This window comes from Streptomyces sp. NPDC001351, assembly GCF_042896045.1.
Lineage (GTDB): Bacteria > Actinomycetota > Actinomycetes > Streptomycetales > Streptomycetaceae > Streptomyces.
In genome coordinates this window covers 138,261-150,900 of record NZ_JBIAWS010000013.1, presented here as the reverse complement: position 1 = coordinate 150,900, position 12,640 = coordinate 138,261, and the positions used below count along the sequence as shown (strand labels likewise).

The 12,640-nt window shown below is 72.4% G+C and carries 11 protein-coding genes and 1 pseudogene; 6 read left to right on the top strand and 6 right to left on the bottom strand.

What is annotated here, in order from left to right:
* Nucleotides 1–132: 132 nt before the first annotated feature.
* On the bottom strand, nt 133–1,191 hold the full coding sequence (locus ACFY1U_RS38050; RefSeq protein ID WP_390698615.1) for a LacI family DNA-binding transcriptional regulator: 1,059 nt from the start codon (nt 1,189–1,191) through the stop codon (nt 133–135).
* Between the two features lie 316 nt (nt 1,192–1,507).
* Between ACFY1U_RS38050 and ACFY1U_RS38045 the strand changes: the two genes are divergently transcribed.
* The 5 genes from ACFY1U_RS38045 to ACFY1U_RS38025 are packed head-to-tail and all read left to right on the top strand — an operon-like array spanning nt 1,508 to nt 6,062.
* Nucleotides 1,508–2,665, top strand: a complete 1,158-nt coding sequence (locus tag ACFY1U_RS38045; protein ID WP_390698614.1) for a Gfo/Idh/MocA family protein — start codon at nt 1,508–1,510, stop codon at nt 2,663–2,665.
* Nucleotides 2,662–3,813, top strand: a complete 1,152-nt coding sequence (locus ACFY1U_RS38040) for a dihydrodipicolinate synthase family protein (protein ID WP_390698613.1) — start codon at nt 2,662–2,664, stop codon at nt 3,811–3,813. Before ACFY1U_RS38045 ends, ACFY1U_RS38040 begins: the two co-directional genes overlap by 4 nt.
* A 35-nt stretch (nt 3,814–3,848) precedes the next feature.
* Nucleotides 3,849–4,646, top strand: coding sequence for a sugar phosphate isomerase/epimerase family protein (locus ACFY1U_RS38035; RefSeq protein WP_390698718.1), 798 nt, complete (start codon nt 3,849–3,851; stop codon nt 4,644–4,646).
* Nucleotides 4,647–4,701: 55 nt separating this feature from the next.
* Nucleotides 4,702–5,250, top strand: a complete 549-nt coding sequence (locus tag ACFY1U_RS38030) for a hypothetical protein (RefSeq protein ID WP_390698612.1) — start codon at nt 4,702–4,704, stop codon at nt 5,248–5,250.
* Nucleotides 5,247–6,062 carry an MOSC domain-containing protein gene (locus ACFY1U_RS38025; RefSeq protein WP_390698611.1) on the top strand — a complete coding sequence of 272 codons (816 nt, stop codon included), beginning with the start codon at nt 5,247–5,249 and terminating at the stop codon, nt 6,060–6,062. The genes ACFY1U_RS38030 and ACFY1U_RS38025 overlap by 4 nt, the downstream gene beginning before the upstream one ends.
* 29 nt (nt 6,063–6,091) lie before the next feature.
* Here the strand turns inward: ACFY1U_RS38025 and ACFY1U_RS38020 are convergent, their stop codons facing one another.
* Together ACFY1U_RS38020 and eccD are read right to left on the bottom strand one after the other, a co-directional pair.
* Nucleotides 6,092–7,564 carry a hypothetical protein gene (locus ACFY1U_RS38020; RefSeq protein WP_390698610.1) on the bottom strand — a complete coding sequence of 491 codons (1,473 nt, stop codon included), beginning with the start codon at nt 7,562–7,564 and terminating at the stop codon, nt 6,092–6,094.
* Nucleotides 7,565–7,577: 13 nt separating this feature from the next.
* Nucleotides 7,578–8,966: a type VII secretion integral membrane protein EccD gene (eccD, locus tag ACFY1U_RS38015; RefSeq protein WP_390698609.1), complete on the bottom strand. Its 1,389-nt coding sequence runs from the start codon at nt 8,964–8,966 to the stop codon at nt 7,578–7,580.
* 186 nt (nt 8,967–9,152) lie between these two features.
* On the opposite strand from eccD, the gene ACFY1U_RS38010 reads away from it, so the two are divergent.
* Nucleotides 9,153–10,250 (top strand): hypothetical protein, encoded by a 1,098-nt coding sequence (locus ACFY1U_RS38010; protein WP_390698608.1) that lies wholly within the window; start codon nt 9,153–9,155, stop codon nt 10,248–10,250.
* A 12-nt stretch (nt 10,251–10,262) separates the two neighbouring features.
* Here ACFY1U_RS38010 and ACFY1U_RS38005 read toward each other — a convergent pair whose 3' ends face one another.
* From ACFY1U_RS38005 to ACFY1U_RS37995, 3 genes and pseudogenes are all read right to left on the bottom strand, one after another.
* Entirely contained in the window at nt 10,263–11,153 is an 891-nt protein-coding gene (locus ACFY1U_RS38005; protein ID WP_390698607.1) for an ester cyclase, read from the bottom strand.
* Nucleotides 11,154–11,541: 388 nt separating this feature from the next.
* Nucleotides 11,542–11,729 (bottom strand): annotated as a pseudogene (locus ACFY1U_RS38000) (RbsD/FucU domain-containing protein); the annotation flags it as partial.
* Complete coding sequence (locus ACFY1U_RS37995; protein WP_390698606.1) at nt 11,726–12,628, bottom strand: ribokinase; 903 nt, start codon at nt 12,626–12,628, stop codon at nt 11,726–11,728. The pseudogene ACFY1U_RS38000 and the gene ACFY1U_RS37995, both read right to left, overlap by 4 nt.
* Between the last annotated feature and the right edge of the window lie 12 nt (nt 12,629–12,640).

The window sequence follows — 12,640 nt, the reverse complement described above, 5'->3', positions numbered from 1 at the left end:
AAGCCGTCCGGCATCTCTCAGCCCGTCGTGGGGGCCCCGCTCGAGCGAAGCCGAGAGTGGGGGAGTTTGAGGACGAGGCCGTTCAGGCCGAAAGCGGGGGTCTGGGGGCGGCAGCCCCCAGAGACGGGACGGTCACGCCGCCACCGGACCCCGAGGCACCCCGGAGGACCCCCGCACCATCAGCTCCCCCCGAACCGTCGCCATCCCGCCCGGCGGCGGCTCCTCCCGCCCCATGGCGATCCGCCCGGCCCGGGCCCCCGCCTCCGCCAGCGGCAGCCGCACCGTCGTCAGCGCGGGCACCGCGTCGACGCTGAACGGCAGATCGTCGAACCCGGCGACCGACACGTCCTCCGGAATCCGCAGCCCGGACTGCCGCAGTGCCGCACACGCCCCGAGCGCCACGGAGTCGTTCGCCGCGACCACCGCGGTGAGGGACGGGTCCCGGCGGAGCAGTTCCAGCGTCGCCTCGTATCCGGACGTCCGGTCGTAGCGCCCCCACACCGTCGCCCCCGGATCCTCCTCGATCCCCGCCGCGGCCAGCGCCGCCCGGTGCCCCTCGAGACGGTGCCGCGTCGTCGTCCGCTCCTCGGGCCCGGCGATATAGCCGAGCCGCCGGTGCCCAAGACCGATCAGATGCTCGGTCAGCTGCTGTGCGCCCCCGCGGTTGTCGAAGGCCAGCGCGATCGCCCCGGTGTCGGGTGCCGGCGGCCGCCCGCACAGCACCACCCGCGTCCCCGCGTCCGTCAGCTTGCGCAGCTTCGACGCGACCGCCGCCGCGTGCGGCTCGTTCTCCATGGCCCCACCGGTCAGCACCACCGCCGCCGCCCGCTGCCGCTGCAGCAGGGTCAGATACGTCAGCTCACGCTCCGGCGAACCCCCCGTGTTGCAGACGACCGCGAGGCGCTCGCCGCCGGCCCGGCCGCCCGGCCCCCCGATCTCCGACTGGATCGCGCTCGCCATGATCCCGAAGAAGGGGTCGGCGATGTCGTTGACGAGGATTCCGACCAGATCGGAAGTCGCCGCCGCCAGCGCGCTGGCCGGCCCGTTCAGCACGTAGTCCAGCTCGTCGACCGCCTTCAGCACCCGCTCACGGGTGGAGGCGGCGACGGGATAGTTCCCGTTCAGCACGCGCGACACCGTCGCGGGGGAGACCTGTGCGCGGGCCGCCACGTCCGCCAGGGTCACCGTCATCTCGTCGTCCTCCGGTCGCGCAGTTCGTCGCGCATCTCTCGTAGCTCGTCGTACGTCCGTACCTCGTCGTACGTGCTCGTAGACAGACCGCCGCAGGCCCCCGGTTCCGAGCACGTCGAGCAGACCTTACGGCCAGAACCCCCCACTGTTCGTCCCCTCGAACAACTCGAAGCGGTCACGGTCTTGTCCGGACCACTGCTCAGAGGCTAGCTTTTCCTTGTATAGAAAGCGCTTGCTGTGACGCTCATGGGTAGGGCCGACGCGGCGCACACCACCCGCGTACGACGCTGTGTACGACGCCTGCGAAGGGAATGACGTGACACGCAAGACGGTGCGTATCGCCATGAACGGCGTGACCGGGCGCATGGGCCACCGCCAGCACCTGGTCCGCTCCATCCTGGCCATCCGCGAACAGGGCGGCCTCACCCTCGGCGACGGCACGGTGCTGTGGCCGGAGCCGGTCCTGGTCGGCCGCCGCGAGCACGCGCTCACGGCGCTCGCCGAGCAGCACGGCCTGGACCCGCAGAACATCTCCACCGACGTCGACGCGGTCCTCGCGGACCCGAGCGTCGACATCTACTTCGACGCCCAGGTGACCTCGGCCCGCGAGGAGGCGATCAGGAAGGCGATCGCGGCGGGCAAGCACATCTACACCGAGAAGCCGACCGCGACGGGACTGGAGGGCGCCCTCGAGCTCGCCCGCCTCGCGAACGACGCCGGCATCAAGCACGGCGTGGTCCAGGACAAGCTCTTCCTCCCGGGCCTGCTGAAGCTCAAGCGCCTGATCGACGGCGGCTTCTTCGGCCGGATCCTGTCCATCCGCGGCGAGTTCGGCTACTGGGTCTTCGAGGGCGACTGGCAGAGTGCCCAGCGCCCGTCGTGGAACTACCGTGCCGAGGACGGCGGCGGCATCGTCGTCGACATGTTCCCGCACTGGGAGTACGTCCTGCACGAGCTGTTCGGCCGGGTGAAGTCCGTCCAGGCCCTCACCGCCACCCACATCCCGCAGCGCTGGGACGAGAACGACAAGCCCTACGACGCCACCGCCGACGACGCCGCCTACGGCATCTTCGAGCTCGAGGGCGGCGCGATCGCCCAGATCAACTCCTCCTGGGCCGTGCGCGTCAACCGCGACGAGCTGGTGGAGTTCCAGGTCGACGGCACCGAGGGCTCGGCCGTCGCCGGTCTGCGCAACTGCCGTGTCCAGCACCGCAGCATGACCCCCAAGCCGGTCTGGAACCCCGACATCCCGGCGACGTACTCCTTCCGCGACCAGTGGCAGGAAATCCCCGACAACGACGAGTTCGACAACGGATTCAAGGCCCAGTGGGAGCTGTTCCTCAAGCACGTCTACGCCGGTGCCGACTACCACTGGGACCTCCTCGCCGGCGCCCGCGGCGTCCAGCTCGCCGAGCTGGGCCTGAAGTCCTCCGCCCAGGGCGTCCGCATCGACGTACCGGAGATCGCGCTGTGACCATCCAACTCCCGGACTCCAAGGGCGGATTGAGGGCGTACGAGCCCCGCCCCGAGCCCCTCGCCGTCACTCCCGGCTCGCCCTTCACCTCCCGTACGGTCTTCTCGGCCGCGCACGTCGTCGCCGACCCGTACGCGGACGTGTCGCCCGACTCGCCCGCCGCCGTCGACTGGGACGCCACCCTCGCCTTCCGCCGCCACCTGTGGTCCCACGGGCTCGGCGTCGCCGAGGCGATGGACACCGCCCAGCGCGGCATGGGCCTGGACTGGGCGGGCGCGGCCGAGCTGATCCGCCGCAGCGCCGCCGAGGCCAAGGCGGTCGGCGGCCGCATCGCCTGCGGTGTCGGCACCGACCAGATCGCCGCCGGGTCTCTCGTGGAGGTCCGGACGGCCTACGAGGAGCAGCTCGCCCTCGTGGAGGAGTCCGGCGCGCAGGCCATCCTGATGGCGTCCCGCGCGCTCGCGGCGGCCGCGAACGGCCCCGAGGACTACCTCGAGGTCTACGGCCACCTCCTCCGCCAGGCGTCCGAGCCGGTGATCCTGCACTGGCTCGGCCCGATGTTCGACCCGGCGCTGGACGGCTACTGGGGCTCGTCCGACCTGGACGCGGCCACCGACACCTTCCTGGACGTCATCGCCGCGCACCCGGACAAGGTGGAGGGCATCAAGGTCTCCCTGCTGGACGCCCAGCGGGAGATCGACATCCGCCGCCGGCTCCCGCAGGGCGTCCGCTGCTACACGGGCGACGACTTCAACTACCCCGAGCTGATCGCGGGCGACGAGAAGGGTTTCAGCCACGCCCTGCTCGGCATCTTCGACCCGCTCGGACCGCTGGCGGCTGAGGCCGTACGGGTCCTGGACACGGGCGATGTGGCGGGCTTCAGGGCCCTGCTCGACCCGACCGTCGAGCTCTCCCGCCATCTCTTCCAGACCCCGACCCGCTTCTACAAGACGGGCGTGGTCCTCCTCGCCTGGCTGGCCGGCCACCAGTCGCACTTCACCATGGTCGGCGGCCTCCAGTCGGCCCGCTCCCTCCCGCACCTCGCCCGCGCCTACGAACTCGCCGACGGCCTGGGCCTGTTCCCGGACCCGAAGCTGGCGGAGGAACGGATGAAGACCCTCCTCGCCCTCTACGGAGTGACCCAGTGACCACCGGCGACCTCTCCCGCTTCTCCATCAACCAGATGACGGTGAAGCAACTGTCGATGCCCGAACTGGTCGACGCCTGCCTGGAGTTGGGTGTGCCGGGCGTGGGGCTGTGGCGTGAACCGGTCCAGTCCCACGGCCTGGAGGCGACGGCGAAACTGATCCGCGACGCGGGCCTGACCGTCACCACCCTGTGCCGCGGCGGCTTCTTCACGGCGATCGACCCGGCCGAGCGCGCGGCCGCCCTGGACGACAACCGGCGCGCCATCGACGAGGCGGCGACCCTGGGGACGGACACACTGGTGCTGGTCTCCGGCGGCCTGCCCGCGGGGTCCAAGGACCTGCACGGCGCCCGGGAGCGCATCGCGGACGCGCTCGGCGAGCTGGGCCCGTACGCGGAGCAGCACGGCGTACGGCTGGCCATCGAGCCGCTCCACCCGATGTACGCCGCCGACCGCTGCGTGGTCTCCACGCTCACCCAGGCGCTCGACCTCGCGGAACGTTTCCCTGCCCACCAGGTGGGCGTCACCGTCGACACGTACCACATCTGGTGGGACGACAACGCGCCCGCGCAGATCGCCCGCGCGGGTGCCGGCGGCCGTATTCACACCTTCCAGCTCGCCGACTGGACCACCCCGTTGCCGGAGGGCGTGCTCAACGGCCGCGGGCAGATCGGGGACGGCTCGATCGACATGCGGGAGTGGAGGGGGTACGTGGAGGCGGCCGGATACACCGGCGCCATCGAGGTTGAGCTGTTCAACGACGTGCTGTGGGCACGGGACGGCCGCGAGGTGCTGGCGGAGACGGCCGCACGGTTCCTGGAGCACGCCGCCTGACCGCACGGGAACAACTCACTGGAACCGCACAGAGGTTCGTGCAGAATGGGATCTCGTGAGCGAGAGCCTCGGACCACTGGAACGGGTCGACGGCCGCTGGGCGTTGGGGGACGCCCGGCGGCCGAGCCGTGCACGCGTGGAGTTCCGGACGGACGGACTGCACGCTGTTGCGCGGGATTCCCGGGTGGAGGTGGTGCCCTGGCCCCGGATCATGCTGAGCGGAAGCATCACGCTGGGCGGCCGCTACCCGCGCGGCCTCTACGCCCAGATGGGCATTCTGGGTGGCCTGCCCGGGCCCTTCAAGGGGCGCGGCGGCGGCTATCTGCACATGACGGTGCGCCATCCGTACGAGGACCAGCAGCTGTTCTTCGACCGTCATCCGCGCTGGTACCGGACGAGGGACATCCTGTTCCTGCAGTCCGTGATGGCGCGGTTGGTCAAGGACGGCGAGGTGCACCGGCTCGGGGACGCCGACTGGACGGCCCGCGTGGTCGCACACCTGTCGGCGTTCGACGGCCGGGCGACGGCCGCGGCGATGCGCCGGGCGGTGGCGGAGGCGGTGGAGGCGGCGGGGCCGCCGAGTACCGGGGCGGGCCCGAGTTGAGAGAGGCCACGGTCGCCGCGCTGTACCGCTACCCCGTCAAGTCGATGCTCGGCGAGCCGCTCGACGCCGTCGAGATCACCGACCGCGGCCTGAGCGGCGACCGCCGGTTCGCGCTGCTGGACGAGGAGACGGGCAAGGTCGCCAGCGCGAAGACCCCGCGGCTGTGGCGGGAGTTGCTCAGATGCGCCGCGACCCTCACCGAGACCGGGCCGCGCATCACCGGACCGGACGGCAGCGAAGTGCGCACGGCCGCCGCCCTCTCGGCCCTCGTCGGCCGCAAGGTCACGCTGACCGACACACCCCCGCCCGCCGGCACCCTGGACCGCTCCCGGCCGGAGCAGGTCCTGGCGGCGGGGCTGGAGGCCGAAGTGGAAGCCGACACCGTCCAGTTCGGCTCGGCCTCCCCGCCGGGCACCTTCTTCGACTTCGCGCCGGTGCACGTCATCACGACGTCGACCCTGAGGAGAATCGCCGAACTGAGCCCCCGGGGCACGGTGGAGGCCCAGCGCTACCGCCCCAACCTGGTCGTCGACACGGGCGAGGCCGAAGGCTTCGTGGAACACACCTGGGCCGGCAGCCACCTGCACATCGCCGACGGCCCGATCCTCCGCGTCCTCGCCTCGACCCCCCGCTGCGCGATCCCCACCCTCGCCCACGGCGGCCTGCCCCGCGACCCGGACGCCCTGCGCGTCCTCGCCCACCACCACCGCGTACCCGCCCTGCCCGGCCGGCCACCCGAGCCGTGTGCCGGGGTGTATGCGCAGGTGGTTAGGGGTGGGTCGGTACGGCAAGGGGACGTCATACGGTTCTGAGGCCGATACGGTTCTGAGGCCGCCGGTGGTCAGTGCGCGCGCACCGCCCGGTGCAGCGCCTCGGCCGCCAGTCGCACGGCCGAGTCCTGGGCGGCCCGGCCGAGCAGATCCGAGCGGATGGGGCCGCCGCCCGCCAGATGCCGGTCGTAGGGCAGGACGACGACGGGCACGCCCGTCTCCTTCAGGTGGGCGGTGGCGGCCTTCACGTCGAGGATCATGTCGGGGGAACTCGCGGTGAGGGCCACCACGGTCGTGGAGAGCGCGGAGTGCGGCAACTGCCCGAGCCAGTCGAGGACCTGCCGGGTCCCGCCGACACCCTCCGCGGTCATGGGCGCGACGACCACCCGGGCGTGGGCGGTGTCCATCGCCGTTCGGGCGACGTCGCCGGGGAGCGTCTCGCAGTCGACGACCGTCACGGAGAAGTAGCGCCGCAGGGCGAGCGTCACCGTGCGGTACGTCCGCACGTCCAAGGGGGCGCCGACCTTCCCCTGGCTCCCGGGCAGCAGCCAGCCGCCGTCGGCCACGGGCACCAAGTACCCGGTGACATGGGTCAGTTGCATGGCCGGCGTCAGAATCCGGGCGAGGTCGGCGCACGACCACCGCACCGACTCCGCGCCCATCCGCACCGGCAGCGTGCCCAGCGCGGCGTCCGCCTCCAGCGTGAGCACCGGGTCGTGCCGGTAGTGGTTGAAGGTACGGCCGAGCAGCGCGGCCACGGTCGACTTGCCGACGCCCCCACGGATCGAGGTCACGGCGATGACCCGCCCGGTGGCCACCGGCTGCTGCAACTCCCGCGCGACCCGCGTCTGTTCGGCCACGTCCTGTGAAACGGAGGTGGCCAGCCGACGCAGGGTACGGCCCGTCCGGTGGGCCAGCGAATCCCCGTGCTGGGGGCGACCGATGGCGAGAGCCAGCCGGGGATCGAGGGTGGGAAGGCTTTCGGGGGTGGAGACGGGCGCGGCGGGGACCGAAGCGGGGGCCGGGGCGGGGACCTGGGAGCGGGGCCCGGGTGCGGGCGTGTGGGAGGCGACGGGAGCGGTGGGCGCGGGCGCCCCGGGCTCCGGCGCGGTGGGGTGTGCCGGGGCGGTGGTGGTCGGGTCGGGCGGGGTGGTGGGTGGGCCAGGAGGTGGGGTGGGGCCGACCGGGGGGCGCGCGGGCGCGGCGGTCGGGGGGTGCTGGGGTGGGGCCGGGGCGGCCGTCGAGTGGGCGAAGGCGCTGGTCTGCTCAATGCGCTGTGGGGCGGGCGCGGTGGCCGCAGGCGTCGGGCCGGCCGACGGACCGGTCCGGCTCCCGCCAGGGGCCGGGTCCTCGCTCCGCGCCGAGTGCACGAGCCGCAGGGTCGGCTCGCCGCCGGGTCCGGGAAGAGCCGGATCCGCCGCTACGACGGCTTCGCCCGAGGGCGCCGAAGCCCGCTGCTGCTCCGCCGGTCCGAGCTGGAACAGCGCATCGCGCCGCCAGTCGTCGTCGCCCGCGGGCTCTCGCCCCTGTTCCCCGTGAACCATGCCGTCCCGTCCCCTAAGCGATGGTGCCGAGCAGCCGCCCGTACACGCCGAAGACCCCGATGAGCAGGGGAAGCAGGGCGATGACACCGGCGGACTCCAGCAGGTCACCCGCTCGCCGCAGCCGCCCCAGGACCTGCTCGGCGGGCCGTACGACGAGCGTGGCGAGCGTCAGCACGGCCAGCGCCGCGAGCACGGCCAGGGCCGGCCCCGCCGTACCGGACCGCTCCACCCACACCGCCAACAGCCGTACGGCCACCACGGCGGCACCCGCCAGCAGCACCACGACCTCGGCGACCAGCGGAAAGGCCCGCGCACGCAGGGCCACCACCACCGCCGTGACGACGGCGAGCAGCACGGTCCACACGCCGGGCGCACGCAGCGCCCACACCCCCGCCATGGTCGCCGACACGGCAACGGTGACGGTGGCGAGCATCAGCCCGCGATGGGCGGCCGCGAGCGCCGCGGACGCCTGGTACCGGCTCACGGAGACCCCGCCGGCCCGCCGGTCGTCGAGCCCGGACAGCCCGGAGGCCGTGAGCGCGAGCCGCGGCAGCACACCGAGGGCGACGACGGAGACGACGGCGAGCACCGCACCGGTCCGAGCCTGCTGCCCGGCCGTCCCCGCACCTGATTGCAGGGCGACGAGGCCCTCCCAGCCGAGGACGGTGACGGCGACAGCGCCCGCGCCGACCAGCCCCGCACGCCCCAACCCGGTGAAGAGCCCCAGCAGTACGAGCGTCACGGCACCCACCGCGGCCGGCGCACCCACGTGCAGCGCACCGGACCAGTGGTGGTCGTCGGCGAGCGCGGAGGCCCCGAGCGCACCGAGCACCCCGGCCGAGCAGATCAGCGTGCCGGCGACCCCGCCCTGTCGCCCGCCGCGCCCCACGAGGGCCCCGACCACAGCGGCGACAGCGGCCACGACGAGCAACACACCGGCGACGACAGCGGTGTCGTAGGCACTCCGCGCGAAGACCCCGCCCGCACCGGCCCATCCCACGGTCGCCAGTCCGGCGACGACGCGCCGCGACTCGGACCCCCACCGCCACACCCGCCCACCGGGATCTTCGACGGCCTCGTCAGTTCCGTCGTGCACACCCGGCGCGGACGGAGCGTCCCCGGCCCGCGCGAGCCGCAGCACGGCACCGTCCCGGACCCCGGCGGACTCAAGGCTGCTGTCATGGCCGAGCGCGGACCCGTCCGCGGTCACGAGATGCCGCAACCCGGGCCGCTCACCGGCCCGGTCGCCCAGCACCCGCAGAATCTCGGGCAGCAACACCCCGACCGGCTCCCGAGCCGGCAACACGAGATCGACCCGACGCCGCTCCCCGACCAGGGTGACGCGACTCAGAACAACTGCGGACCCATCGGCCGCCGCACGACTCAAGGCCCCCGCAGACATCACATATTCGAACCTATCACCGGGTGGAGACGGAGCCGGTGGACGTACCAGCCCCGCCCGAAGACTGCACGGAACCCCCATACGGCAACCCGATGGCAAGGCTGCCCGACGCAGGCGGGCCCGGTCCCGCCCCATAAGGTGATCACATTGCGAGCAGGGCAGAAACGGCGTGGCACGGGGGTGCTGGTGCGGACACGGGGAACGGCGGCCGAAGTCGCCGGGGCAGCGATGCTGGCCCTGGTGCTGACGGCGTGCGGGGCGGGCGGCTCCGCCTCACGACCCGACACCGGTCCGGGAGCCGACTCCCACAAGGGCGCCGGCAAGCCTGTGATGCTGCACGTCGATTCAACCGTCCGGAAGACGACCTGGACCAGCGGAAACGCCACGCACCGGCTGACGCTCGCGCCCGAGCGGCTCGCGCGCGGCACGGCGGCCGACCTGGACGGGGTGCGGCTCGACGGCGACCTGAGGGGCATGATCCCGTACGACCTGACCGTCCGCTACACCAACACCGGCGCAAAGCAGCTGACCCGGCTCGGCCCCCAGGACGACTTCACGGTCACCCTGGCCGACGGCACCCCGGGCAAGGCGGTCGCGCTGTGGAACATGAACACCCTTGCCACTCGGTCGAGTTCGAGCATCCCGGACGGCTGCGACAAGGCCGGCCCGGCCTCGGTCGCCCCGCACGCCACCGTCACGGTGTGCCAACTGGTCATGCTCCCCGGCGGACATGAGCCCGCAACCGTCGCCTACTCCGACGACAACGGCGGCACCCTCCTGTGGAAGGTCGGTGACGGAAAGGGGGACGGCGACGGACTGCTGCCGGCGGGCACCACCGCCGAGACGTCCTGGGACGACGACACCACCGAGGGCATCGCCGTCCCGATCCGCGCCACTCCGCGCAGCGTGCGCGCCGGAAGCCTCGCCGACCTGCGCGGCTACGACCTGGGTGACACCTCGAAGAACACCGTGCCGTGGTTCGTGACGATCACTTATCGCAATGCCGGCGAACAGACGCTTCTCCCGGTCATGGGCGACAAGGTGGGCGTCCGCAGCGCCGGGGGCCACGAGGCGCGACCGCTCGCCCTGCTCGACCTGTCCTTCTCCGGGGCCGGAGACGGCATCGACCAGTGCCGCGGCAAAATCCCGAACACCCGTCTGAAACCGGACTCCACGCTGACCCTCTGCACCATCCATCTGCTGCCCAAGGGCGACCGCCCGGCGATGGTGTCGTTCGAGGGGGAGGGCAAGAGCGTGAAACCCGTGCTGTGGCGGGCGGGTTAGCACACGGCCGGGCTACTGCCCGTCGGCGGCGATGTCCCAGTGCTCGATGATCTTCCCGTCGACCACCCGGAAGATGTCCGCGACGGAGTAGTCGGAGCTGAAAACCCACACCAGGTCCCGGTCGGCAAGGGTGTTGCCGAACCGGGTGCTTCCCTGGGCAGCGCTGCTGGCAGAGGGGGAGCTCCGCGCGCCCTGCTGCAGCAGTTGCTTCAGCGCATCCGTTCCGTTCGCGATCGCCGGGTTGTGCTGGTAGTACCGCGGATCCCAACCCGTGCCGAGTACGTTCACGTCACCGTCGGAGAGCTTGCGGTAGGCCTCGACCGCGAACTTCCGGTTCTTCTCCTCCTGCGCTTCGGTCAGGGCCGGTGCACCCTTCGGGTACCGGTACACGTCGCTGAACAAGGAGTTCCCGCTGGCCGTCTTCGCCGGGACCGTCTGCGCGATGCCCCAGTGCTCGACCAGCTTGCCGTTGGCGACCCGGTACAGATCGGCCCTGGCCTGGCCGGTCGCCTCGTTCGCCGGGGTGGCCGACGCCTGCCAGTGCACGGCCACCAGGTCACCGTCAGCGGCCACGTGCTTGACGGTCGCCACGACACCGGGAATCTTCGCCTCGAGGTTCTCGAACTCCTTGATCTGCCCGTCGGCTCCGCCCGGCAAGGACTTGTCGTGCTGCACATAGCCGGCGCCGACGAGTTCCTTCACCACGGCGGTCTTGTTCTGATGGAACGCCTCCGAGTACAGGCGCAGAACGAGCGCCTTGTTCCGCTCCTCGGAGGCATGGGACGAGCGGGCAGCGGCGGATGTCGTCGAGGGAGAGGCCGGGGCGGTGCCGGACGCGCCGCTGCAGGCGGTCGCGGCGCAGGCCACGGCAGCAAGCCAGGGCAGAGTCTTCCGGTATCTCATTCGAGTCTCCTGTGTACGGTCAGCTGGTCGATGCCGGCCGGAGCCCGGCACGCGGTGGTGAACCGCACCTCCATCCCAGCGCGACTCCCTGAGGCGATCACTCCGCCGACCAGCGGGACCACCCCCGCCGACAGGCCGGACCCCGGCCGTCCGAAAAAAATCCGAAGACGCCGTGCAACCCTTCCCGCACCCCGCGGGTCGTACTTGGCGTCAGGACTTCTCGGAGGGGGATCTGGGGGGATCGCGGGGGTTCTGATGGCGGAGGGGAAAAGCCGAGGGGGCCCGGTCGACTGACTGGGCCCCCTCGAATTCGTGAGACACCGTTTCTCTACGGGCCGGCGGCGGCCACGCCGCTTTCGTCGACGGTGAACTTTCCGTTCGCGGAGCGCAGCTCGGCCGGCAGACCGTCCGCCACCTCCGCGAAGGACGGCACCCCGGCGCGGAAGGCCGGGTTCACCACCCGCGAGCCCTGCGGTGTCGGCATGCCCGCGTCGCACACCGGCACCCCGCGTCCCCGTGGCCCAGCTCCGCCAGGGCGCCGGAGAGATGACGGTTCAGGAGTCCCGCCTCCTTCACAGGGCGTCGACCTCCTCGGCCGTCGGGAAGGACACCTGCGCGCCCTCCTTGGTGACGACGGCCGCGCCGACCCGGGCCGCGTACGCCGCGGCCTCCACAAGGGACGCCCCCGACCCGAGCCGATACGCCAGCGCCGCCGTGAACGCGTCGCCCGCACCCGTCGTGTCCACCGCGTCCACCTTCACCGAAGGCACCCGCGTCACCCCGGCCGACGAAGCCACCAGCGCGCCCTCCGCGCCCAGGGTGACCACGACCGAGTGCGGGCCCTTGGCGAGCAGCAGGCGCGCCCAGTCCTCCGGGCGGTCGGAGACGTAGGCGTCACCGAGGACCACCTTCGCCTCGTGCTCGTTGACGATCAGCGGGTCGCAGGCCGCCAGCACCTCGGGCGGCAGCGGCCGCGGCGGCGACGGGTTCAGTACGAAGCGGTTGTCCGGCGCCAGGTTCCGTACGACCTCCACGACGGACTCCAGCGGGATCTCCAGTTGTGTCGAGACCACACGTGAGGCCAGGAACAGGCTTGCGGCGGTCCGGACGTCCTGCGGGGTCAGCCGGCCGTTCGCGCCCGGCGACACCACGATGCTGTTGTCCCCGGAGGGGTCGACGGTGATGAGCGCGACGCCGGTCGGCGCCCCGCTCACCAGCACCCCCACGGTGTCGACGCCGGCCGCCCGCTGCGAGTCGAGGAGCAGCCTGCCGTACGCGTCGTCGCCGACCCTGGCCAGCAGGACCGTACGGGCCCCGAGGCGGGCGGCGGCGACGGCCTGGTTCGCGCCCTTGCCGCCCGGGTGGACGGCCAGGTCGGAGCCGAGCACCGTCTCGCCGGCGCCCGGCCGCCGCTCGACGCCGATCACCAGGTCGGCGTTGGCGGATCCCACGACCAGCAGGTCGTAGTCGTACATCAAATGACTCCC